Source organism: Azospirillum sp. (genome assembly GCF_050789165.1).
Window position 1 is genome coordinate 1 of the sequence record NZ_JBOZRT010000125.1, and the last position, 24,015, is coordinate 24,015.

Below are 24,015 nucleotides of genomic sequence, written 5' to 3' on the forward strand. Positions count from 1 at the left end.
CGATGGTACTGCGTCTCAAGACGTGGGAGAGTAGGTCGCCGCCAGGTCTTCAAGGCGTTCACCAGACACACGGATCATAGCGATCGCTCTTCACCATCGCCGCCGCCCGCCGCCCTCACCAGCGGCGGGCGGCGGCGTTTTGCCCCCACCCTATCCCTCCCCCGCTGGGCGGGGGAGGGAACTCCGCCGCTTCCTGCAACTCTCCCGTAAACAAGCGACGGGGCGCCGGCTGGCGCCGGCGCCCCGCGCTGGTTCACCCGGCCCCGCCCTGCCGCGCTTCGTGCGCGGAACCGGGCGGCCCCGGCACCGCCGCCACCTGGGAAGGCGGCGGAGGGGCGGGGTCGGGTGAGCTCGGTGTGCTGTGAGATCGGCTTAGGCGCCCAGCTCCTTGAAGCTGAGGTCGCTGTCGGCCGCGGTGACGAACCAGTTGCGCGGGTTGGACAGCAGGCCAGCCAAGTCTTCGGCTCCCGGTGCCGGCCGGGCCATGATCCGCGTCGGCGCGTGCAGGCCGTTGGGCAGGCACAGGAAGCCCATGCGCCGGAGCGGCCGCTCGATCGCCGCGTTCAGCGTGCGGCAGAGCAGCGCCGCCAGCCGCCCGCGCCGGGCGAACGACACCGCCAGGGCGAACGCGGCGGCCTCCCAGCCCGGCCGGGCCAGATAGTCCACCACCACGCCGACCGACGCGCCCTTCCAATGGTCCACGCGCAGCACCACGTACCCCACCAGCTCGCCCCCGCGCAGCACGTAGAGCCGGCGGAAGCGCCCGGCCGTCGGGCAGCGGTCGAAGCGCCAGGACAGGAAGTCCCGGTTGCGCTCGGCGATCACCGCGTGGTGCGGCGCCACCGCTGCCCACAGGGCGTCCACCCGCCCATCGAAGGCCGGCACCTCCTCCAGGCGGGCGCCGCGCAGCCGGGCCAGACCGGCGAAGCCGGCCGAGGCGGCAGCCGCGAACGGCGTGCCGGCCGTCGCAAGGACGCGGGCGAGCGGGCCGTCGTGCTTGCTGGCCTGAACGCAGCGCCGCAGGTCGATCAGGCGGACGAAGGTGGTCAGCCCACCCAGGTCGAGCCAGCCGCCACGCTTGTACGCCTTGTACGCCGCGTCCGAGATGCCGACGCCGACCGCCACCTCGCTGGACAGGGAGTGGGTCTCCGACAGCGCCGGGCCGACGCCGCGCAGACGCCACTCCGGCGATACCATGAGGTCGATCGCCCAGGAGGCGCGGCACACCCGCTCGCCCACCTTGAGGCGGAACGGGATGCCGGCCTGCTGCCCGACGACCGCACCGTTGCGCTTGCACAGCCAGAACTGCACGCCCTCGGGGTCGGGGCTCGGCACCTCCTCGAACGCCCAGTGGAAATGGGCGTGGTCGAGTTGCAGGGCCCCATCGCCAAAGGTGCCGCGCTGGAACGCTTCGAGGTCCGGGCGGTCGAGCGGCTCGTACCGGGCGATGCCGCGCTGTGCCCAGGCGACGACGCTCATGCGGCGATCCCTTCGACCTCGACGTCCTGCACCAGCACGGCGTCGCGCAGGATGCGCGCCGAGGTGCGGCGCTTCAGCGTGATGTCCTTGTAGACGCGGGCCACCTGCGCCGGCGCGATGCCGAGCGCGCGGGCCGCCTCGTCCTCCGGCACGCCGCTGCCGTAGGCGCACAGCGCGAGATCGAGCTGGTCGTAGGGGAGCGCGTAGTAGAACTCCTCCTGGCTCTGCTCGAGGGTGTAGGTGTCGGTGCTCGGCGCCTGGTTGCGGATGTCCTCGGGCACGCCGAGGTGCGCGGCCATGGCGTAGACCTGCGTCTTGTAGAGGTGCGCGATCGGCTTGAGGTCGGCCAGCCCGTCGCCACCGCGGACGAAGAAGCCCAGCTCGTACTCCAGCCGGTTCGGCGTGCCGAGCACGGCGTAGTTCAGCGCGTCGGCGTGCGTGTACTCCATGGTCTTGCGCACGCGCTGCTTCAGGTTGGTGGCGGCGACCACCTCCAGATAGACGTCCACCGGCATGCGCGTGGTCTGCCGGATGCCGTCCGGCGACTCCACGGTGATGGTGAAGTAATTGACACGGTCGTGGTCGAGCAGGCCGGCGGCGAGGCCGATCTTCTGCTTCCAGCCATTGCCAAACTCCGGGATCAGGCGGCGGATGGCGGCGTCGCGGCGCTCGTAACAGCCGAGCGCGGTCAGCGGCGCGGTGATGTTCTCCATGACCGGCGTCACGCCCAGGCCCTCGCACAGCAGGCGGCCGCGGCGGGTGCTGTCCGGGGAGGACTCCTTCTCCGGCATCAGCAGCAGGCGGACGCGCTCGGCGCCGAGCGCCCGGACGGCAAGCGTGGCGCAGACGGCGGAGTCGATGCCGCCCGACACGCCCAGCACCACGCCCTGGCGCCGCAGATCGACGGCGACGATGTGGCGGATGGACTCCTCGATCTCGCGCGCCGCGGCGGCGTAGTCGATGTCCAGGGCGCTGCGATCGAACACAATCTGGTTGTCGCGCATGATGTGTTTCCCAGGTTTGGTTTGCATACAGCCCCCGCCCGTCGGCGGGGACGGCTCAGGCCGCGCGCTCGGCCGAGTGGTGGTCCGCCCCAACTCGGTCCTCGAGCACGTGGATCGGGGTGCCCTCCAGCGCGGCGAGCCGGTCGGACGCGCGCTGGCGGAAGGTGTCGTGATAGGCGTGCGCCAGCATCTGCAGCGTGAGGACGCCGACCAGGGCCATCTCCTCGCGCTCGCCGGCCATGCGGCCGTCCTGGCGGTGCGCCTTGGCGGCAAGCGCCGCGGCGCCTTGGGCATCGACCAGCCCGTAGCGGGACAGCATCTGCTCGGACAGCAGGTCGCGCACGTATTCCGGCGCGTTCGCTCCGAACAGCGCGGTGGTCATCGGCGCGCGGTAGGGGCGCTTCGGGCGGTGGCCGATCTCGGCCGGCAGCAGGTCGCGGGCGATGCGGCGCAGCGGCAGCTTGTCGCGCAGGCCCAGCATCTTCAGGCGCGGCGGCAGCGCGTTGCAGAAGTCCACCACGTCCGGGTCGAGGAACGGGTAGCGCACCTCGATGGAGTTCGCCATCGCCACCCGGTCGCCCTGGCTGGACAGCAGGTAGGGGGTGAGGAAGCTGTCCATCTCCACCGCCTGCGCACGGGAGAGCGGGTTCCAGCCCTGCCAGCCCTCGGGCAGATGGGCGAGGATGTCGGCCTCCATACGGGCCGGGTCGCAGGCGGCGCGGACGTCGGGGGCGAGCAGGCGCAGCGTCCAGGCGGTGTTGGCCCAGCGGATGCGGTGGGCGTAGAACGGGTCGTCGGTGTCGGTGAGGCCGCGGCGGAAGAAGCTCTGCCACAGGCGGCTGTCCTTGGCGCCGTTCATCGCCGCGAAGGCGTGGATGCGGCCCAGGAGCTGCGGGCGGAGCGCGGAGTCCGGCCGGCGCGCCCAGAAGCGGCGGATGCGGTCCTCCTTGAAGATGTCGTAGCCGCCCAGCAGCTCGTCGGCGCCCTCGCCGGACAGCACGACGCGGATGTCGCTGTTGCGCACGAGGCGGGAGAGCAGGAACAGCGGCGCCGGGGCGGTGCGCACCAGCGGCATCTCGCCGTGCCAGACCACATCGGGCAGCGCCGCCTGGATCTCGGCCGGGCCGCAGACGATGTCGTGGTGCTCGGTGCCGGTGAAGCCGGCGACGAGGCGCTGCTGCGGGGTCTCGTCGAAGGCCGGGTCGGCGAAGCGCACGCCGAAGGAGTGCACGTGCCCCTGCTTGCCCCAGCGCACCAGCGCGGCGATGACCGAGCTGTCGAGCCCGCCGGAGATGTAGACGCCCACCGGCACATCGGCGCGCAGGCGCAGCTTCACCGCGTCGAACAGCTTCTCACCCAGCGCCTCGGCGGCTTCCTCCAGGGTCAGGTTGGCCAGGGCAGGGTCGCCGGCCAAGTTGGGGGACCAGTAGCGCTCCTCGGTGACCGTCAGGTTCTGGTCGATGCACAGCGCGGTGCCGGCCGGCACCATGTGGACGCCGGCGAACACGGTGCCCTGCGGCGCCACGGTCCACTGGGTGAAGACCTGGGCGAGGTGGGCGCCGTCGAAGGTCGGCGTCACGCTGCCGCCGGCGAACAGCGCCTTGGCCTCGGAGGCGAAGACGATGCGCTCGCCGACGCGGGCGAACTGGAGGGGCAGGATGCCCAGCTTGTCGCGCACCAGCCACAGCTTGCGCGCAACGGTGTCCCACAGGCCGATGGCGAACTGGCCGTTGAGCTTCGGCCACGTTGCCGAGCCCCACTCCTCGTAGGCGTGGACGATCACCTCGGTGTCGGTGTTGGTGTAGAAGCGGTGGCCGCGGGCCTCCAGCTCACGCCGCAGCTCGACGTGGTTGAAGATCTCGCCGTTGAAGGTGATCCAGACCGTGCGGTCCTCGTTGTGGATCGGCTGGAAGCCGCCGGCCAGGCCGACGATGCTGAGCCGCGAGTGGGCCAGCCCGACCCGCTCGTCGCGGTAGAAGCCGTAGCCGTCGGGCCCGCGGTGGCCCAGCATGGCGATCATGCGCCGCAACTCGTCCAGCGACGGCGGTTCGGCACGCGGGCCCGCGAAGATACCGGCGACACCACACATCGGCGCGTTTCTCCAGAAAGGGGAGCTTCAGGCGGGGATGGCGAGTTCGCTGCGCTTCAGCTTGCCGGACTCGGTCTTCGGCAGCTCGGCGCGGAACTCCACGAACTTGGGCACCATGTGCCCCTCCAGGCGGGCACGGCAGTGCTGGACGATGGCGGCCGGGGCCAGCGTGGTGCCCTCGCGCGGGACGATCACGGCCTTCACCGCCATGCCGTCCGCCGGGTCGGGCACGCCGAGCACGGCGGCCTCGGCCACGTCGGGCAGCTCGCACAGCACCGCCTCGACCTCCTTGGGCGAGACCTTCTCGCCGCGGCACTTGAACACGTCGTCCTTGCGGGCGACGAAATAGAGGAAGCCCTGCTCGTCGGCGCGGAACAGGTCGCCGGTGTGGTAGGCGCCGTCGCGCAGGCGGTCGGCCGTGGCGTCCGGCCGGTTCCAGTAGCCGCGCATGACGTTGGCGCCGCGCACCACCAGCTCGCCGACCTCGCCGGGCGCGGCGCGGCGGCCGGCCTCATCGACGACGTACGCCTCGCAGTTGGGGATCGCCTTGCCGACCGAGCCGGGCCGGGCGGCCAGCTCCGACGGTTCCAGGTAGGCGATGCGGGTCGAGCACTCGGTGGCGCCGTACATGGAGTAGAATGCCGCCCCGGGAAACAGCTCGCGCACCCGCTGGAGGTGGGCCACCGGCAGCGGGGCCGCCGCGTTGGTCAGGTAGCGCAGCGAGGACAGGTCGGCGTCCTTCGCCGCGTCCATCTGCAGCAGCGTGGCGAAGACCGTGGGCACGCCGGGCAGGCCGGTGATGCGGTGCTCGACCATGCGCTTCAGCGTGTCGAGCGGGAAGGCGAAGGAGCGCTCCAGCACCAGCGTGAAGCCGACCAGCGCCGAGGTGGTGACCTGCGACAGGCCGTAGCCGAAGGTCAGCGGCAGCAGGCACAGCACCACGTCGTCCGGCGTGTTCCGGAGATAGCCGGCGATTGAGCGGGCGGTGGCCACCAGGTTGGCGTGCGTCAGCATCACGCCCTTGGGCTTGCCCGTGGTGCCGGAGGTGTAGAGGATCGCGGCGAGGTCCTGGTCGATGCAGCCGGGGTCGGCCGGGACGGGACGGGCGGTGTCGGCCAGGATCTCGGCGATCGAGGCGGCGCCGCCGAGCGCCGGCAGCACCGGGCCGACCCACAGGGTGGCCTGCACCGACGGCGCCTCGGCCAGCGCCGGCAGCACCGTGCGGGTCAGCGCCGTGGGTGCCACCAGCGCCCGCACGCCGCAGTCGTTGAGGATGTAGGCGAGCTTGTCCGCCTTGGTGGACGGGTTGACGGGGACATAGACCGCGCCGGCCTTCATGGCGCCGAAGAAGGCGATCACGTACTCGACCGAGTTCTCCAGCATGATGGCGACGCGGTCGCCGCGTGCGACGCCCTGGCGCTGCAGCGCGCAGGCCACGGCGTCGCTGTCGGCGTCCAGCTCCGCGAAGGTGCGGCGCGTGGATCCCGCGATCAGCGCGGCCTTGTGTGGGTCGCGCCGGGCGGTTTCGGCCAGGAGGTGGTGGACCAGGAAGGCCATTGAGGTGTCCCCGCCGTGTGGCTGTGCTCAGGCCGCGGCCTTCAGGGCCTGCTTGCGGCCGACGAAGCCGGCGATGCGGTCCACGGAGTCCAGGTTGTCGGCCACCAGGTCGTCGTCCTCGATGGCGACGCCGAACGTCTCCTCCAGGAACGCGACCACGTGCATGATGCCGGTCGAGTCGATGATTCCCGACTCCAGCAGCGACTCAGAGTTGTCGAACCCGGAGTCCTGACCAAGCAGGAAGCTCTCGACGATAAAGGAACGGATGTCCTTGGCGATGGAGGGGGCGACGGCGGGATCAATGGTGGACTGGATGTTGGCGGTCGTCGACATCGTGAAGGAACCTCCTAGAGAGATCGGAACACGCACCCTGCTTTCCCCATTTATTGCGTTGAAGTCTCAGGAATGCGAGGGGGCAAAGGATGATAATACGTTGATGAAGCTGGGTATCCTGCGGAACTCTTCTGTCTTAGGCGGAAAATCGAAATTTTACTTACGGCCGATGTCGTCAGCCGCGTCCGCCCAGCGCGCTCGCCGGTTCGGGATAGGCCGGGGCCGTTCCGGCGCCGCGTCCGCGCAGCAGCGCCTTCAGCTTGCGCGCCCAGCTCGGGATGCCGGTGATCTGCACCGCCAGCCAGCCGACGCTGACGTCGTCGCTGACCGGGAAGGCCTTGAGGCGGAAGGGGTCGGCGTTCGGGCCGTTCCAGCCCGGCTCGATGCTGCGTGCCGTGCGGTAGCCGGAGGCGCGGATCAGCGCCACCTCGCGCTCGCCGAAGTCGCCGTTGGTGTAGGCGAAGTGGGCGCAGGGCCCGTGCAGGGCATCCTCGATCTCGGTCTTGCACAGGCCGATCTCCTCGGCGGCAGTCCGGTCGTCGCATTGCAGGAGGATCGGGTGGTGCCGGGTGTGGCCGCCGTAGTCGTAGACGCCGGCCATGGCTCGCACCTCGTCCCAGGACAGCGCCTGGCGTGGGCCGCGGGCATCAACGTCGGGGTCGTCGCCGGCTTCGGCGAGGCGGCGGCGGCGCTCGGTGTCGGGGACGACCTTCAGCGCTTCCGGGCCGATGCGGTCGGCGGCGGCGGTCTGCCACCAGTAGGGCCGCGCGGTGCCGACGATGCGGCTGCACAGGTACATGGTCGGCCGCACGCCGTAGTCGCGGAACAACGGCTCGAGCTTGGCGTTGCCGAGGTGCCCGTCGTCGAGCGTGACGACCAGGGGATAGCGGGGCAGGGAGTCCCACCGGCCGCTGTCCATGGCGTCGGCGACGGCGTCCAGCGTGGTGAAGGTGTAACGCTTGGCATACCACGCGAGATGCTGGCGCAGGATGTCGGGGTCGGGGTCATGGTAGACGACGATGGTGACCCGCCGGCGCGCGAACAGGAACCGCAGCGCCGCGTCGAGGCCCGACCAGCGCACCAGGGCGCCGAAGGCTTCCTTCATGGGTTTGGTCCTCCGAGAGAGGGCTAATGGCAATGTGTGTTGGCCCCCTCCCTAACCCTCCCCCGCTTTGCGGTGGAGGGAACTCCGCCGCTCTGCCCCCTCCACCGCGAAGCGGGGGAGGGATGGGGAGGGGGCTAAAAAGTCATCCCAGCCGCCGTGCCACCGTCGACGCGGTCCCGTCCGCCGCCGGCACCGTCTCCGGCTCGGAGCGCCAGTGGCGGGCGTTGCGGCGGTAGATGTCGATCAGGCGCTCGCGGTAGACGGCGATGTCGAAGCAGGTCTCGAACTTGCGCCGCGCGCCGATCCCCAGCTCCCGGCGCAGCGCTGCGTCGTCGAGAACGCGGACCAGGGCCGAGGTGAGCGGTTCGACCTCGCCGGGCGGCACCAGCAGGCCGGTGACCTCGTGCTCGATGGCGTCGCCGACCGAGCCGACGGGGGTGGCGACGATGGTCAGCCCGTGCGCCATCGCCTCCAGCACCGCCATCGGCAGCCCCTCGAACATGGAGGGCTGCACCAGCACATCGGCCTGGGCCAGCTGCCGCCGGCAGCCGTCCTGGTCGAGCCAGCCGGTGAAGGTGACACGGTCCGACAGGCCCAAGGCCGCCGCCTGCCTGCGGTAGGTCTCCAGGTCGCCGTCGCCGGCGATCACCAGCTCCCACGGCCGCGCGCGGCACGGCTCGGTGGCCAGCGCCTCCAGCAGCACGTGGATGCCCTTCAGCTTGATCAGCCGGCCGAGGAACAGCAGGCGCACCGGGCGGTCGCTGGCGCGCAGCGGGATGGCCGACGGGCCGGGCACCGCGTTGTGCAGCACTGTCACCCGCTTGGCCTCCGCCCCGAACTCCTCGGTCATGAAGCGGCGCCAGAAGTCGCCGAGCACCACCGTCTCGCTGCAGGCCGCCACCAGCCGCCGGATCGCCCAGCGGGTCAGCGGGCCGGCGTTGCGCACCTGCTCGGGGAAGCGGCCGCCGTGCAGGTGCAGCACCACCGGCACCCGGAACAGCGCCGCCAGCGCGACGATGATGCCCTTGCGCAGCACGCTGCCATGCTCGGCCATGTGGATGTGCACGAGGTTGCCGCGCCCGGCCAGGAAGCACAGGCCCAGCCGCGCCACCGCCAGCGCGAAGTAGAACGGCATCAGGTGGAACTTGCCCGGGCCGTAGCTGTCCACCACCTCGAAGCGGATGTCCGGCCGGTTCTCGCGCAGGTCGGTGGTGAAGTTGTCGACGATCCGCCCCATCCCTCCCTTTTCCTGGGTACCGCCGGGGCTGACGATGTAGATCATGTCCACTCCTGGTCTTCTGACCGTTCCAGGTTCCGTTCGGGCTAGTGGCGGCCGACGCGGGGCAGCGACGCCTTGGCCGGCGGGCGGCTGTCGGCCAGCACCGGGGCCGGCTCGCCGTCGGCGATCCGCTGCGGGCGGCGCGGGCCGGGCCGGCTGAGCGCGTCGTAGACGGCGCACAGCCGCTCGCAGTAGCCCTCGATGTTGAACTGCTCCTCGAACAGGCGGCGGCCGGCCTCGCCGACCGCGCGGTACAGCTCCGGGTCTGAGGCCAGCGCCTGCACCGCATCGGCCAGCGCCTCCCGCTCGCCGACCGGCACGATCAGCGCCGTCTCGCGGTGGTCCAGCACCTCGGGGATCGAGCCGACCGGCGTGGTGATCACCGGCAACCGGGCGCACAGCGCCTCCAGGATCACCATCGGCAGCCCCTCGTGCGTCGAGGGCAGCAGCAGCATATGGTGCGAGCGGATCAGGTCGTGCGCCTGATCGCGCGTCACCCAGCCGAGGAAATCGCAGGAGTCGGCGATTCCCAGCTCCCCGGCCATGCGGCGGTAGCCGTCGATGTCGCCGTTTCCGCCCAGCGTCAGGCGGAAGGCGACGCCGCGCTCCCGCAGCAGCCGCGCGGCGTTCAGCAGCGTGCCGATACCCTTGCGCTCGCTGAGGTGCGCCAGCACCAGCAGGCGGACCGGCTCGCCGGCCGGATCACCGGAGGGCGGCGGTGCGCGCTCGACGTCCGGGCCGACGAAGTCGGGCACGGCGTTGTACAGCACGTCCACCTTGCCGGGGTCGATGCCGACCTCCTCCACCAGGAAGTCGCGCCAGCCGTGGCCGAGCACGATGGCGCGCGTGCACCGGCGGAACAGCCAGCGCGAAATGGCGCGGGCGAACGGGCCGCCGCGGAAGTAATCGACGAAGGAGGCGCCGTGCAGGTGCACCACGGTCGGCGTGCCGAACAGGCCGGCCGCCGCCTGGATCGCCGCCTTGCGCAGGAAGCTGGCGCGCTCCGAGACGTTGATGTGGACGGCGTCCACCTCGCCCCGCGCCTGCATGCGCACCAGCCGGGCGAGCGCCGCGGCGAGGTAGAAGGGCGACAGGAAGACGCTGCCGCGGCCGCGGGTGTCGAGCACCACGGTGTTCGGCCCCACGCCGGTGCGCCGGCCACGGGTGTCCAGCTGGTCCACGATGTAGTCGGTCATGCGGCCGATGCCGCCGCCGTCCAGGGCGCCGGGCGTGGCGAAGGCCACGCGGGTACGCGTGCGGGTCATGCGCTCGGTCTCCCCTCTCAGGCGGCGGAGTGGGCGGAGAACAGCGCCTGGCGCAGCCGGCGGCGCAGCGCGACCGGGAACAGCGAGTGCATGGTGAAGGTCGCCAGCGCCATCGGCGTCGGCGAGCCGCGCCGCATCGCCTCGCCCAGGATCTTCCAGCGCACCGCGCCGGTGCGCGCCGCCGGCTCGCCGCCGGTGGCCTGCAGCAGCAGGCTGGCGTAGGCGCGCGGCGAGAGCAGCGGCTGCATCGTCTGCGCCCAGCCGAGCGCGTCGTCGATGTTGTGGCAGGTGGACAGGGTGATGCGGTTGTTCTCGGTGTAGTGGACGGCCAGCGCCTCCGGCACGGTGATCAGCGCGCAGCCCTTGATGCGGCCGCAGCCGATCAGCCACTCCCAGTCGTCGAACAGCGAGACGGGTATGGGGTGCTTGAGCAGCAGTTCCCTGGGCGCCAGCAGCGTGGTGGTGGGGGCGAAGGTCTCGCCCTTGAACAGGCCCTTGCGGACGAACAGGTAGTCGCCGATGGCGTCCTTCGGCGTCGCCAGCCGGCGCGGCCAGACGAAGGTGCCGCGCGCCGTCACCACCTCGCAGCGGCAGCTCATGACCGGATAGCGCACGTCCTTCGGGCGGGCGGCCATCTGGACGGCGACCTTCTCGTCCATCCAGTGGTCGTCGTCGTCGAGGAAGGCGATCCAGCTGCCGGCGGCGCGCTGGACGCCCAGGTTGCGGGCGTTGGCGGCGCCGATGTTCTTCTCCAGCGCGACGACGGTCAGGCGGGGGTCGGAGATCGCGCCCAGCACCGCGACGGTGGCCGGGTCGGGGCCGTCCACCACCACGATCACCTCGAGGTCGCGATAGGTCTGCGCCAGCGCGCTGTGCACGGCGCGGGTCACCAGATCCGGCCGGTTTCGGGTCGGGATCACGACGGTGACCTTGTCCTGCATGGTCTTCATGGCGGGCCTTCGAATGTCTTGAGTGCGTTGTCGGGTGGTCGCGTCGTCAGCGGGTCGGGGCGTAGCCGAGCCCGCCGGCACCGGCGTAGGCGGGGGTCGCCTGCGGCGCCGGGCCAGGGGACGACGCTGGGGCCTTGGCGCGCCGGCGCAGGATGATGACCCGCGTCACGCCCAGCACGAAGACCACCCAGTTGAGCGAATGGCGTTCCAGGAACACGCTTTCGGAGATGGAGACGGCCAGCAGGCCGAGCGCCACCGCGAGGATCCACGGCGCCTCGCGCCAATCCACGTAGCGGGCGACCAGCACGCCGCCGAACAGCAGCCGGCCCATCAGGTAGATCATCATGATCAGGCCGGGCAGGCCGGCGTCCAGCAGCACCTCCAGCCAGCCGTTGTGCACCGAGGTGATGCCCCAGCCGGTGGTGTAGTAGCTGGCCGGGCCGTACAGGCCGTACCAGAACGCGGCGTAGCCGTAGCCGAGGACGAAGTTGTCCTGCAGCATCTCGCGGGCGAAGCGCCACAGCTCGGTGCGGCCGGTCAGCGTGGCGTCGCGGCCGAGCATGTACATGGCCTCGCGGAAGTCGGCGGAGATCAGCGTCGTCGCCACCACGGCGCCGAGGCCGAGGAAGGCCAGCGCCGGAATCAGCGTGCGGATGTTCACGCGCAGCAGCCGCACCGACAGCATCACCACCGCCACCATGATGGTGGACAGGAGGCCTGTGCCCGAGCGCGACATCACCAGCAGCACGAAGGCCGCCAGGAACGAGCCGCGCAGCAGCCACTTCGGCCGGCAGCCCATCCAGTCCAGCCACAGCACGCTGAGCGAGAACCAGACGATCATGCGGCCGGTGACGTTCTTCTGGAAGAACACGCCCTTCCAGGCGCCGCGGTGGATGTCCTGGTCCACGCCGATCTGCGGCAGCGCCGCGACGAAGACGAAGGACAGCAGGATCAGCATGCCCAGCCCGGTCGCCAGCAGCGCCACCGCCTCGTCCAGGCGCCAGCGCAGCGCCAGGTAGAGGCCGAACAGCGTGGTGAAGGTGAGCGCCACCGAGCGGCGGAGCGTCACGTCGGGGAACACCGACCACGCCGCCGAGACGAAGGCGAGGATGATCAGCGCGGTGAGCACCGGGTTCACCGTCGGCACCCGCCAGATGATCCCCTGCCGCAGCATCAGCAGGAACAGGATGACGAGGTAGGTGACGGCGAAGATGATCATCACGCCCGGGCTCTCGACGTCGAGCGGGCCCGTGGGCAGGGCGCCGTTGGCGATCAGCGCCGGCAGCACGGTGCCGCCGTACGACATGACCACCAGGACGGTCAGGAATTTCTCGAGCTTCTGCATGGTCTCCGGGCCGCTGCTTTCGAATGCCGTGGCTTGGCTCTGGGGAGCCAGAGTGCCGCGGGGCTTCCCCGCCGCGTAAGCCGCGTGAAAGAGCTAAACCGCCCGGGATGGAGCACCCCGGCCGGCCTAGGAGGCGGCCTTGCACCCCTTATTCGGGGGCGCAAGGCCGCGGCGGGGCGTCCTATGACCCCTCGCCCCTCAGCACCACGAAAGCCGTCTTGAACAGGATGAACAGGTCGAACACGAGTCCGCGGTTGCGGACGTAGAAGACGTCCATCGCCACGCGCTCCTGGAAGCTGGTGCGGTGCCGGCCGGATACCTGCCAGTAGCCGGTGAGGCCGGGGCGGACGCTGCCGATCACCGCAGCGGACTCGCCGACCTCGGGCAGTTCCTTCGGCATGTAGGCGCGCGGGCCGATCAGGCTCATGTCGCCCATCAGGATGTTCCAGAGCTGCGGCAGCTCGTCCAGCGAGGTCTTGCGCAGGAACCGGCCGAACGGCGTGATGCGCGGATCGAAGCTGAGCTTGTGGAAGGTCTCGTACTCCGCGCGCATCTGCGGGTCGCTGTCGAGCAGGCGCTTCAGCTGCTCCTCCGCGTCGATGTGCATGGAGCGGAACTTCAGCAGGTCGAAGGTGCGGTTGGCGCCGGCCCAGCGCTTCTGGCGGAACATGACCGGGCCGGGGCTGTCCAGCTTGATCAGGATGGCGATGCCCAGCATCAGCGGCGCCACCAGCACCAGCAGCAGGCTCGACAGCACGATGTCCATGACCCGGCGGATGCGCAGGTAGGTCGCTTCCGAGCGCGGCGTGACGCGCAGCGCCAGCGAGCCGTGCAGGTTCTGGTACGACGCGTCGAGCGCCGTCACCCCGCCGTTGCCCAGCACGCAGTAGACCTGGCGGTAGGGCAGGGCCTTCAGCAGGCCCGGCAGGTCGGCGCCGTGCCGGCCGACGTCGGCGACGATGGCGGCCTGCGCCTGGGCGGCGATGGCGGGCGCGGCCTGCAGCATGCTGGTGGGGCCGAGCACCGGCACACCGGACACGCGGGTGTTCCACAGCGACTCGTCGTCATCGACGAAGCCCACGGCGCGCATGCCCAGCCACGGCAGGCGGTGCAGCTTCTCGGCCACGGCCGCGCCGACGGACCCGGCGCCGACGATGACGACCGGGGTGCGCCACTGCAGCACCAGCGTCAGCAGCCCGTGCACCACCAGCAGGTCGGCCAGGAAGGTGACGGCGAAGCCGCCCAGCGCGATGGCCAGCGACTGCACGAAGAACGAGCGCACGCCGTCCATGACGGCGAACGGGACCATGAGCACGGCGGCGCACAGCACCGCGGCCTGGAAGGTGCGGCGCGTGCGCTCGGCGTAATCGAAACGGCCGAGCGAGTAGATGCCGAACACCGACTTCACCAGCGGCACCAGCATTAGGCCGGTGACCAGCGCGCGTTCCGTCAGGTCGAGCTCGGGCATCGGAACCGAGGGCACCAGCGTCCGGCTGAGGATCCAGCCGAGGAGCGCCAGGACCACACCATCGCACAGCGCCAGCAGCAGCCCGACGCTCGGGCTCGGCCAGCCGGCCTTCTTGACCGGGGCGGTCTGGAAGACCGCTTCAGGATCGGATTGGCTCATCACTCGTCCCGCATGTTGACAATATGATCCCGTCCGCCGCGAATTCGCTCCGCGGGCGGCGCTCTTTGCACATGTCTTGGGTGTCTTATGTCCGGCCCCCGCAAGCATACGGAAGAAACCGCGGGCTCGAAGGGCTGCCGGTGCGCGTTTTGTTGTACAAAAGTTGGAATGAGGGCCGCGCGCCATCAAGAAATCTTTGGAGCGCCTGGATGTCGGAGGCCGTAACACGCGGCTTCGGAAGGCGAATACCAGTGCTCACCGGAGCCCCCCGCGGGATGAGCGGCGCCGCGCCGGGGGGATCGCATTGGGGTGGTCCCCTCTCCGAAGCGGGGCATGTCCGGCGCCAAATCGTGGCGAATTGTAGGTAAACGCCGGTCAAATCCACCCCGGACGATGGAGGCCGCGTGCCCGCAATGCGGTGTGCGCCGCGCCAACGGGGTGGCCGGACGGGACCTTGGCCCCGCCGGGGGAGGCCGGGCGGGCGGCGTGGCCGGTGGGCGGGTGTGCTCCGGAAAGCACGGTTGCGGCCGGTCAGGGGAACTCTTCGGTCACAGTCATAGGGTATGACCGAAGAGTCGCCGCTTCACCCAATGCAAAATTGACGCGCTGCCGCATGGTACCGATCATCAGCGCAAGTCATTCGCTGAAGAATCCACTGATGATCGCCGGGCTGGCTAATCCCAATGGGGTGGCCGCCGGCCTTTCCCATTGTGTGAAGGACCGACAATGGCATCCGAAGCGGCAACGATACTGAAGCACGGCTGGATTTACACGGTGGCCAACATCGTCAACCGGGCCGCCGGCCTGTTGCTGTTGCCGCTCTATACGAAGGTGCTGACGCCGTCGGAGTTCGGCGTCTACGCGCTGATCGGCGTCGTCGGCGACATCCTCGCCGTCATGCTGATGATCGGCATGAACAACGCCTTCACCGTCGTCTACTTCGAGCATGCGGAGGAGAAGGACCGCGACCGCGTGGTCAGCACCACCATGTTCGGCCTGGGCGCGGCGACGCTGGTCCTGCTGGCGCTGTCCTATCCCGCGGGCTGGGCGGTCAGCCAGGGCCTGTTCGGCGACGGCGGCTTCGCCGCGGTGATCGCGGTGGCGCTGGCCAGCATCGCGCTGAGCACCATGTTCGAGCTGGCGCTGGCCTATTACCGGGTCCACAAGCGCTCGGGCATGTGCCTGCTGGTCTCCATCGCCAAGGCGGTGCTGCTGCTGGGGCTGAACCTGGCGTTCCTGCTGGTGCTGGACCTCGGCGTGTCGGGCATCTTTCTGGCCAACGGGGTGGCGTTCTCGATCCTCGGCCTGTCGCTGATGGCGTCGATCCTGGCGAAGACCGGGGTGGGCTTCTCGCCGGCGATCCTCAGACGGGTGGTGACGCTGGGCCTGCCCTTCATGCCGCAGTCGCTGCTGGACATCGCCAACCAGTTCGTCGCGCGCTGGCTGCTCAACGTGCTGATGACCACGGCGGCGGTCGGCGTCTTCTCGTTCGGCATGCGGCTATCCACCATCCTCTACATGTTCCTGACCGCGTCGTTCCTGCAGATCTGGTCGGTGCGCCGCTTCGAGGCGCAGCACGGCGGCGAGGACCGCGAGCAGTCGGAGTTCGTCTTCCACCTGTTCATCGTCGTCCTCACCGCCGCGGCGCTGGGCATGACGCTGACCACGCCGGAGATCCTCTTCCTGATCGCCTCGGCCGACTACGCGCCGGTGCTGGCCTGCATGCCGTTCCTCACGCTGTCCTACGTGCTGCACGGGGTGCGCATGCATTCCGAGGTGTCGCTGATGAAGGCCAAGCAGATGCGGGTGCTGCCGTGGATCTCCGCGGCCAGCCTGGCGGTCGGCTCGGCGCTGGCGGTGGCGTTGGTGTGGCAATGGGGCGTGCTGGGCGCGGCGGTGGCGGTGCTGGGGCGCGAGCTGTTCCAGATCACCGTCACCGAGTGGGCCTGCCGCCGCCTCTGCCCTGGCGATGCGCCCCTGAACCCGGCCCGCCTGCTCGGCATCCTGGCGCCGGCGGTGGTCGCCTACGCGGTGGGGTGGGAGGCGTTCGGCGCCGAGGTCGCGCCGGCCTTCACCGCCGGCAAGGTGGCGCTGACCGCCGCCGCCATGGCCGCCGCGGTGTTCGGCCCGGGGCTGGGGACGGAGGGGCGGGCGTTGCTGTTCAAGCTGGTCGGCGGAGCCGTCCGGCGGCGGCGCGTGCAACCGGCCGTGGAGTGATCCGCCCGAATAGGGACAGGGGCGCGGCGAACGCGCCGGCCTCTGCCTCCTTGCCCCGTTGGACGGTGCCGCGGCGCGCGGCGTACGCTTGACGGCTTCCGATCCCCGGTGAAGGAGGCCTGCCATGCCGCGTGCGTTCCTGTTCCTGCCGGTCCTGTCCCTGGCGCTTGTCGCCGCCGCGTCCGCTGCGGCGGCCGACCGGCATGTCGTCCTCTCCCCCGACGCCGTCAAATGGGAGCCCGCCACGCCGCTGCCGGCCGGGGCGGAGTGGTCGGTCATCTACGGCAAGCCGGCCGAGCCCGGTCCCTTCGCGGTCCGCGTCCGCTTCCCGACCGGTTACGCGGTGCCGGCGCACTGGCATTCCAGGGACGAGGCGGTCACCGTGCTCTCCGGCACCTTCGCCGTCGGCATGGGCGAGACGGCCGACCGCGACAAGGTGCAGACGCTGACCGCCGGCGGCTTCTTCGCCATGCCCGCGAACATGCGCCACTACGCCTTCGTCACGCAGGAGGCGGTGGTGCAGATCAACGGCGTCGGGCCGTTCGACCTGAACTACGTCGATCCGGCCGAGGACCCGCGCCGGCAGGTCGGCTCTTCGCAGTAACACGTCTGGACAAGGCGCGCTCCCGTCCCAAGCTTCTTCTTGGAAGGTCTGGAACGGGAGCGTGCCTTGGTCCTCATCCGCGACGCGCAGGCGGGCGACGCAACCGCCATCGCGCGGGTCCACGTGGCGAGTTGGCAGTCCACCTACGCCGGCATGCTGCCGGCCAAGTACCTGACCGGCATGTCGTTGCGCGGCGCCGAGGCGCGCTGGCGCGGCAGCCTGCCGGACCGCGGCCCCGGCATGGGCACCCTGGTGGCGGTGGACGAGGACGGCGCGGTCGTCGGCTTCTGCAGCTTCGGCCCGCAGCGGCGCGGCATCGACGGATTCGCGGGGGAGGTCTATGCACTCTACCTGCTCGACGACGCCAAGGGGCGCGGCATGGGCCGGCTGCTGATGGCGGCGAGCGCCGAGCGCATGCTGGCGGGCGGGTTCCGCTCCGGCCTGGTGTGGTGCCTGAGCACGAATCCGACGCGCTGGTTCTACGAGCGCCTGGGCGGCGTGCGCGTCGCCGACCGGCCGGGACGCTTCGCGGGGTCGGAGATCGTCGAGCTGGCGTACGGCTGGCGCGACCTGGTGCCGCTCGCAGGGCAGTCCGCCGTCGGCTGAGGGGCCAAATCCCTTGACCCGACCCTCCATTGGGCGCATCTAGCACGCTTCCACCGACAGCGTGCCCGACCCATGACCGCAGACCGCGTCCTTATCCTCGATTTCGGGTCCCAGGTGACCCAGCTCATCGCCCGCCGCGTGCGCGAGGCCGGCGTCTACTGCGAGATCCACCCCTTCACCATGACGCCCGACAAGATCGAGGCGTTCGACCCGAAGGCGATCATCCTGTCGGGCAGCCCGGCCTCGGTGCTGGAGGTGAACGCCCCGCGCGCGCCGGACGTGGTGTTCCAGAAGGGCGTGCCGGTGCTGGGCATCTGCTACGGCCAGCAGACCATGTGCCACCAGCTGGGCGGCGCCGTCACCGGCTCCGACCACCGCGAGTTCGGCCGCGCCTTCCTGGAGATCAAGGAACCCTGCGCGCTGTTCGACGGCGTGTGGGAGATCGGCGGGCGCGAGCAGGTGTGGATGAGCCACGGCGACCGCGTCACCGCGCTGCCCGAGGGCTTCCGCCCGGTGGCGGTCAGCGAGGGCGCGCCCTTCGCCGCCATCGCCGACGACCGCCGCCAGTTCTACGGCGTGCAGTTCCATCCGGAGGTGGTGCACACCCCGCACGGCGCGAAGCTGCTGTCCAACTTCGTGCACCGCGTGGCGGGCATCAAGGGCGACTGGACCATGGCCGCCTTCAAGCAGGCGGCCATCGAAAAGATCCGCGCCCAGGTCGGGTCGGCCAAGGTGATCTGCGGCCTGTCGGGCGGCGTCGATTCGTCGGTGGCGGCGGTGCTGATCCACGAGGCGATCGGCGACCAGCTCACCTGCATCTTCGTCGATACGGGCATGATGCGCGCCGGCGAGGCGGACGAGGTGGTGACGCTGTTCCGCGACCACTACAACATCCCGCTGATCCACGTGAACGCCGCCGACCTGTTCCTCGGCAAGCTGAAGGGCGTGTCCGACCCCGAGCAGAAGCGCAAGATCATCGGCGCCACCTTCATCGACGTCTTCGATGGCGAGGCGCACAAGGTGGGCGGCGCCGGCTTCCTGGCGCAGGGCACTCTGTACCCCGACGTGATCGAGAGCGTGTCGTTCACCGGCGGTCCGTCGGTGACCATCAAGTCGCACCACAACGTCGGCGGCCTGCCCGAGCGCATGAACCTCAAGCTGGTCGAGCCGCTGCGCGAGCTGTTCAAGGACGAGGTCCGCGCGCTGGGCCGCGAGCTGGGCCTGCCCGAGGCGTTCGTGAAGCGCCACCCGTTCCCCGGCCCCGGCCTGGCGATCCGCGTCCCCGGCGAGATCACGCCGGAGAAGCTGGAGATCCTGCGCAAGGCGGACACCATCTACCTGGAGGAGATCCGCAACGCCGGCCTCTACGACGCCATCTGGCAGGCGTTCGTGGTGCTGCTGCCGGTGCGCACGGTGGGCGTGATGGGCGACGGCCGCACCTACGACCACGCCTGCGCGCTGCGCGCCGTGACCTCCACCGACGGCATGACCGCCGACTGGTACCCGTTCCCGCACGAGTTCCTGGCCCGCGTGTCCAACCGCATCGTCAACGAGGTGCGCGGCATCAACCGGGTGACCTACGACATCACCTCGAAGCCGCCCGGCACCATCGAGTGGGAGTGATGCGCGCCTGTCCGGGAATATCCAAAACTACGCCGCGGCACGACGTAACAGACTGATAAATAGTATGTTTTCAAGTATCGCCTATCGGCGGTCATCGGTGGGCAATCATCGCGTCCCGTGGCTCGGCTGACGGGCCTCGCCGATATCGATTGTCGCGGGAATCAAAAATACCGTCAGGAGCAGCAAGGCTCCTGACGGTTTCAGCCGCGATTGGACCTGGAAGTGCTTGACGCATAAAGGCGGGGCATCCCTGGCCGGGCGCCCGCACCATTCAGGATGTTCACCTCTTCGGGACGTCACGCACGCATCGCCACACGGTCGCGCCCGCCGACAAGGGAGGAGAAGGCCGCCTCGAGCGCGTTGGAGACATTGGCGTCCAGATCGAACTCGAGATGCGCCGTCTTGCCGTCGGCGCGCTTGATCACGAACGGCAACGGCGTGTCGCAGCCTTGGATGCGCAGCGTGCCCCGGTCGCCCGCCTCGGCAGCGGTGGCCGCCTCAATTTTGGCGCCACCCTGGCTCAGGTTGACGACCCGCACCAAGGCGTCGGCACCGTGCAGCCGCACCGTGCCCGACAGGTTCACCTCATACCGGGCCTTCTGCCGGCGATCCGCCTCCTTGGTGGAGGTCCGCACCACTTTCACCAGGGCTGAGCGCAGGGCTTCGATGCTCGAAGCCACCTGAGTGGACTTACCGCGCACCTCGCCCGCCTGGCCGCCGGTCTCGTGCGCATCCTGCGACACCCGGGCGATGAGCGAGGAGACCTCCTGGGCGGCCGCGCTGGTTTCGGCGACGTTGCGGCTGATTTCCTGGGTGGCGGCGCTCTGCTCCTCCATAGCGGCGGCGATGGCCCCCGACGTCTGATCGATCTCCTGCACCGTCTGCCCGATGCCCGCCACCGCGTTGACCGCGTCGTTGGTCGCGGCCTGGATGGCGGCGATGCGTTGCGTGATCTCCTCGGTCGAACGGGCGGTCTGGCTGGCGAGCGCCTTCACCTCCGACGCCACCACGGCGAAGCCCTTGCCGGCCTCGCCGGCGCGTGCCGCCTCGATGGTGGCGTTGAGCGCCAGCAGGTTGGTCTGGCTGGCGATGTCGCCGATCAGGCTGGCCATCTCACCGATGCGCGCCACTTCGGCCGACAGCGCCTGGATGGCGTCCTGCGTCCTGCGGCTGTTCTCGACCGCGGTGTTGGTCACCACGCTGGAATGCGCCACCTGGGAGGCGATCTCGCGGATGGAGGCTGCCAGTTCCTCGGTTGCGGCGGACACCGCCTGCGCGTTGGCCAGCGCCTGATCGGCCGCTGCTGCCACGCCCTGTGAATGCTGGCTCACCCGGTTGGCCGAAGCGGCCATGTTCTGCGCGTCGGAATCCATGGCGGTCGTCAGGCGCGCCACATCCTCCATGGCATGCCGGGCCTCCTGCTCGATGGTCTCGGCCATGCCTTCTATGGCCGCCCGGCGGTTCTCTTCGGTTTGCCGCTCGAGTTCCCGTCGCTCATGGACCGCGTACGCCAGCTTCGCCTTGGTCGCCCGCAGCAGCGTGGTGACACGCTGAAGCTCGACGGTGGGCGTCATCTCGATCTCGTAGTCGGTGTCGTTGCGCGCGATGGCGTCGAAATGCGATTCCATGCGGCCCAGCGCTGCGCGGATGAGCACGGACAGGCTGATGCCGAGCGCCGCGACGGCCGCGGATCCCGCGACGGTGGCGCCGACGGCGGGCAGCGCGTCGGCGGCCCCGGTGGCCAGCCACAGCGACGTGCCCGCGGTGGCCACCGAAATGGCCGCCATGCCGGCGATGCGCCCGGCGATGCTGGTTTTGAGGACGGACAGCCGGTGCGCCAGCCCCGGGCGGCTCACGGCACCGTCCTTGACCTGGAGGCCGCAGGCGGGATTGGAACGGATCTGCGCGTAGATGCGCTCGGCCGCCTCGACCTGGGCACGCGACGGCTTGGTGCGGATGGAGATGAAGCCCGTGATGCGGCCGTCTTCGACGACGGGTGTGGCGTTGGCGCGCACCCAGTAGAAGTCGCCCTGCTTGGAGCGGTTCTTGACCAGCCCTTCCCACGGGCGCCCGGACTTGATCGTCGCCCACAGGTCGGCGAAGGCCTCCTTCGGCATGTGCGGGTGGCGGACGATGTTGTGGGGCGAGCCAAGGAGTTCCTGCTCGGTGAAGCCGCTGATGTCGATGAAGGCTTTGTTCACGAAGGTGATGCGCCCGCCGGTGTCGGTGCGCGAGACCAGCACCTCGCCGTCCTGGAGCATGATTTCGCGGGCGGTGATCGGTTCGTTGACGCGCATCCCGGGCCTCCATGCGACATATCCATGTATGCTAAATACACGAGCAAAAATGTAGATTGGATTAAAATGCGAACAATTCGCAATTTCTCATGTACCGGCGGCTGCCGTGCCCAGCCAAGGCGGCACGGTTCGCCCGTCCACCTCTGGCCCCTCCCTGATCGATCGCTAGTTCCTGTCGAACTTGCGTGGTCTCCTCAGGCGCCTCGTTGATCTTCGGCAAACCATGACGACGGCGCCTGAAAGTTCCATTGAGGTGCTGGCGGTCCAGCCGCCTGAGCATGGGAGAAGGTTCATGCCGCGTCCAAACGGACAAGGCCACGCACGAGGCCATCGATCTGCTGCTCGAGCACGGCCTTGCCCGGTCCGTCCACCGCGAAGCGCAGGTGGCAGCGGGGGCCATCGGCCGCCAGGATCTCGAAATCGATCGCCGCACCGCCGTCCGTCAGCCACAGGCGGCCGCGCTGCCCCTGGCGAAGCGCCTCCGCGTCCGTGATAGTGGCTCCGCCCTTGGAGACGTTCTCGACCCGAACGTCCCGGGAAGTCCCGGCCGCCTCGATCCGGCAGCGGCGATCGAGCCGGTAGCGGGGCTCCCGCCGGCGGTCGACGTCAGCCGTCGCAGTGCGCACGACGCGAACCAGGACATGGCGAAGCTCATCGATGCTTTCGGCCACCATCGACGACACCGAATGCACGCCCGAAGCCCTTTCCTCAGCGACGCCGGCGTCGCGCGAGACGGTCGCGATGCGGGTCGACACCTCCTGGGCGGCCTGCGCCGTCTCGGCGATGTTGCGGGCGATCTCCTTGGTGGCGGCGGCCTGCTCCTCCATGGCCGCGGCGATGTTGCCGCTGACCTCGTCCATGCTGCGGATGGCGATGCCGATGGCGTCCACGGCCGCGATGGCCGCCGCCGTTCCGGACTGCACCTGGGCGATCTGGGTGGAGATCTCGTCGGTGGTCTTCGCGGTCTGGTTGGCGAGTGACTTCACCTCGTTGGCGACGACGGCGAAGCCCTTGCCCGCCTCGCCGGCCCGCGCCGCCTCGATGGTGGCGTTCAAGGCCAGCAGGTTGGTCTGGCTGGCGATCGAGTTGATCAGCGTCGCAGCGTGCCCGATCTGCTCCACCGCCTCGTTGAGGGTGCGGATCGCCGCCTGGGTGTGCCGCTCCTGCTCGACGGCGCGCCGGCTGACGGTGCTCGCCTGCGCGATCTGGCCGCTGATCTCGCCGATCGAGGCGGTCAGCTGCTCGGTGGCGCTGGCCACCGTCTGCGCGTTGGAGAGCGCCTGCTCGGCGGCGGCCGACACCGACTGCGCGTTGCCGTTGACCTGCACCGCGGCGGCGGCCATCACCTGCGCGCTCTCGTTCATCTCCCGGGTGCGCTCGGCGATGCGGTTCACGGCGGCGCGGGTTTCCATCTCCACGGTTTCCGCCATGGACTGCAGGGCCGCCCGGCGCTCCACTTCGCCGACCTCGCGCTGCCGTTCCTGCTCCGCGCGCAGGCGCTCGTTTTCGATGCTGTTCCGTTTGAACACCTCGACCGCCCGGGCCATCTCGCCCATCTCGTCGCGACGCTCCACGGCTGGCACGGCGATCGTGGCATCCCCTTGCGCCAGCGCCTTCATCACCTCCGTCAGGCGGGTCACGGGGGTGGCAATCAGCCGGTACAGCACGCCGTTCACCGCGGCGACCAGCAGAACCAGCAGGGCCGCCGCCGCCAGCGTCTGCCACGTCGCGGTGTCGACCGTGCCGACGGTCTGTTCGGCGAGCTGGGCCGACAAGCCCTGCGCCGCTCCGGTGATGTCGGTCAGCATGGCCTGCATCTTCACCCGCAGCGGCCGTGCCTCGCCGAACCAGAGGCCGTCGTTGGTCTGGCGCGCCTCGACGGTGCCGTTCAGGGCGCTGACGAACGCACCATGCCCCGTGGCGGTGTCGCGCAGGCGCGGGAATTTGCCGGACAGCTGCTCGATCTCGGCCAGCGGGGCGCGCATGGCCTCCTGCTTCGTCCGCAAGGCCGCGAGGTCGGCCGCCGTGCCGCTGGCGAGGTAGGTGACGAAGGCATCGGCAACGCCCTTGAGCGTCTGGTCGTACGAGCGCACCGCAGCCCCCACGGCGCTGTCGGCGTCGGTGACCCGGATAAGCTCGGACACCTCGCGCTCGAGCGTCCCGCGCGCCGTCCGGTACCCGTCGTTCAGCCGCTTGAGGTAGGTCCGCCGCGCCGCCGTGCCCTGCTCGCTGAGGTCTCCGTAGCGTGCCATCAGCTCACGAGCCTGACGGAGCGCGTCCTTGCGCTCCGGCTTGACCGCGAGTTCGATGGCCTGGTCGATGAGGGCCAAGCTCCGCTCGCGGTCCTTCCGGCTCCCGTCCGCCGAACGCAGCAGATCCTCTTCGTTCCCCGTGGTCGCGATCGCGAGGTTCGCATAGGCGACCGCCATGAAGCGGGCCTGGATCTCCTGGGCGGTCACGGCGACGCCGGCCGCACGTTGCGACAGATCCGTATCCGTGCGGACGCGGCTGAAGGCGTCGTACCCGCCATAGGCCATACCCGCGACCATCAGCACGACGAGCGCGCCGGCGCCGGCGAGCTTGGCGGCAATGGGGATGTTGCGTAACGCGCTTATCATTCTTCGGTGTGCTCCCG

The 24,015-nt window shown here is 70.1% G+C and carries 17 protein-coding genes; 4 read left to right on the forward strand and 13 right to left on the reverse strand.

The features are described from left to right. Positions 1 to 372: 372 nt before the first annotated feature. The 11 genes from ACRWK7_RS26850 to ACRWK7_RS26900 all read right to left on the reverse strand — a co-directional run bounded on the left by ACRWK7_RS26850 (position 373) and on the right by ACRWK7_RS26900 (position 14,033). Entirely contained in the window at positions 373 to 1,479 is a 1,107-nt protein-coding gene (locus tag ACRWK7_RS26850) for a GNAT family N-acetyltransferase (protein ID WP_431859528.1), read from the reverse strand. Continuing rightward, on the reverse strand, positions 1,476 to 2,483 hold the full coding sequence (nadE, locus tag ACRWK7_RS26855) for an NAD(+) synthase (protein ID WP_431859529.1): 1,008 nt from the start codon (positions 2,481 to 2,483) through the stop codon (positions 1,476 to 1,478). Before nadE ends, ACRWK7_RS26850 begins: the two co-directional genes overlap by 4 nt. 55 nt (positions 2,484 to 2,538) lie before the next feature. Beyond that, the gene (gene asnB / locus ACRWK7_RS26860) at positions 2,539 to 4,572 is read right to left on the reverse strand and encodes an asparagine synthase (glutamine-hydrolyzing) (protein WP_431859531.1); all 2,034 of its coding nucleotides are present in this window, start codon (positions 4,570 to 4,572) and stop codon (positions 2,539 to 2,541) included. Positions 4,573 to 4,599: 27 nt separating this feature from the next. Continuing rightward, on the reverse strand, positions 4,600 to 6,129 hold the full coding sequence (locus ACRWK7_RS26865; protein WP_431859533.1) for a class I adenylate-forming enzyme family protein: 1,530 nt from the start codon (positions 6,127 to 6,129) through the stop codon (positions 4,600 to 4,602). Between the two features lie 27 nt (positions 6,130 to 6,156). Then, positions 6,157 to 6,462 carry a phosphopantetheine-binding protein gene (locus ACRWK7_RS26870; RefSeq protein ID WP_431859535.1) on the reverse strand — a complete coding sequence of 102 codons (306 nt, stop codon included), beginning with the start codon at positions 6,460 to 6,462 and terminating at the stop codon, positions 6,157 to 6,159. Between the two features lie 175 nt (positions 6,463 to 6,637). Continuing rightward, complete coding sequence (locus ACRWK7_RS26875; protein ID WP_431859537.1) at positions 6,638 to 7,567, reverse strand: polysaccharide deacetylase family protein; 930 nt, start codon at positions 7,565 to 7,567, stop codon at positions 6,638 to 6,640. 142 nt (positions 7,568 to 7,709) lie between these two features. Continuing rightward, a complete protein-coding gene (locus ACRWK7_RS26880) occupies positions 7,710 to 8,849 on the reverse strand; it encodes a glycosyltransferase family 4 protein (protein WP_431859539.1) in 1,140 nt (379 codons plus the stop codon). A gap of 41 nt (positions 8,850 to 8,890) precedes the next feature. Further along, positions 8,891 to 10,111, reverse strand: a complete 1,221-nt coding sequence (locus tag ACRWK7_RS26885) for a glycosyltransferase family 4 protein (protein WP_431859541.1) — start codon at positions 10,109 to 10,111, stop codon at positions 8,891 to 8,893. Between the two features lie 17 nt (positions 10,112 to 10,128). After that, entirely contained in the window at positions 10,129 to 11,061 is a 933-nt protein-coding gene (locus ACRWK7_RS26890) for a glycosyltransferase family 2 protein (RefSeq protein WP_431859543.1), read from the reverse strand. Between the two features lie 46 nt (positions 11,062 to 11,107). Continuing rightward, positions 11,108 to 12,406, reverse strand: coding sequence for an O-antigen ligase family protein (locus tag ACRWK7_RS26895; RefSeq protein WP_431859545.1), 1,299 nt, complete (start codon positions 12,404 to 12,406; stop codon positions 11,108 to 11,110). Between the two features lie 181 nt (positions 12,407 to 12,587). Then, a complete protein-coding gene (locus ACRWK7_RS26900; RefSeq protein WP_431859547.1) occupies positions 12,588 to 14,033 on the reverse strand; it encodes an exopolysaccharide biosynthesis polyprenyl glycosylphosphotransferase in 1,446 nt (481 codons plus the stop codon). Positions 14,034 to 14,759: 726 nt separating this feature from the next. Here ACRWK7_RS26900 and ACRWK7_RS26905 point away from each other — a divergent pair. The 4 genes from ACRWK7_RS26905 (at position 14,760) to guaA (ending at position 19,083) form a co-directional block, all read left to right on the forward strand. After that, on the forward strand, positions 14,760 to 16,250 hold the full coding sequence (locus tag ACRWK7_RS26905; protein WP_431859549.1) for a lipopolysaccharide biosynthesis protein: 1,491 nt from the start codon (positions 14,760 to 14,762) through the stop codon (positions 16,248 to 16,250). Between the two features lie 124 nt (positions 16,251 to 16,374). After that, a complete protein-coding gene (locus tag ACRWK7_RS26910; RefSeq protein ID WP_431859551.1) occupies positions 16,375 to 16,854 on the forward strand; it encodes a cupin domain-containing protein in 480 nt (159 codons plus the stop codon). A gap of 66 nt (positions 16,855 to 16,920) precedes the next feature. Next, positions 16,921 to 17,460, forward strand: coding sequence for an N-acetyltransferase family protein (locus tag ACRWK7_RS26915; RefSeq protein ID WP_431859553.1), 540 nt, complete (start codon positions 16,921 to 16,923; stop codon positions 17,458 to 17,460). 72 nt (positions 17,461 to 17,532) lie between these two features. Beyond that, entirely contained in the window at positions 17,533 to 19,083 is a 1,551-nt protein-coding gene (gene guaA / locus ACRWK7_RS26920; protein ID WP_431859555.1) for a glutamine-hydrolyzing GMP synthase, read from the forward strand. Between the two features lie 296 nt (positions 19,084 to 19,379). On the opposite strand, the gene ACRWK7_RS26925 is transcribed toward guaA, so the two are convergent. Next, the gene (locus ACRWK7_RS26925) at positions 19,380 to 21,380 is read right to left on the reverse strand and encodes a methyl-accepting chemotaxis protein (RefSeq protein ID WP_431859557.1); all 2,001 of its coding nucleotides are present in this window, start codon (positions 21,378 to 21,380) and stop codon (positions 19,380 to 19,382) included. A 290-nt stretch (positions 21,381 to 21,670) separates the two neighbouring features. Then, positions 21,671 to 23,998, reverse strand: coding sequence for a methyl-accepting chemotaxis protein (locus tag ACRWK7_RS26930; protein ID WP_431859559.1), 2,328 nt, complete (start codon positions 23,996 to 23,998; stop codon positions 21,671 to 21,673). Positions 23,999 to 24,015: the final 17 nt, after the last annotated feature.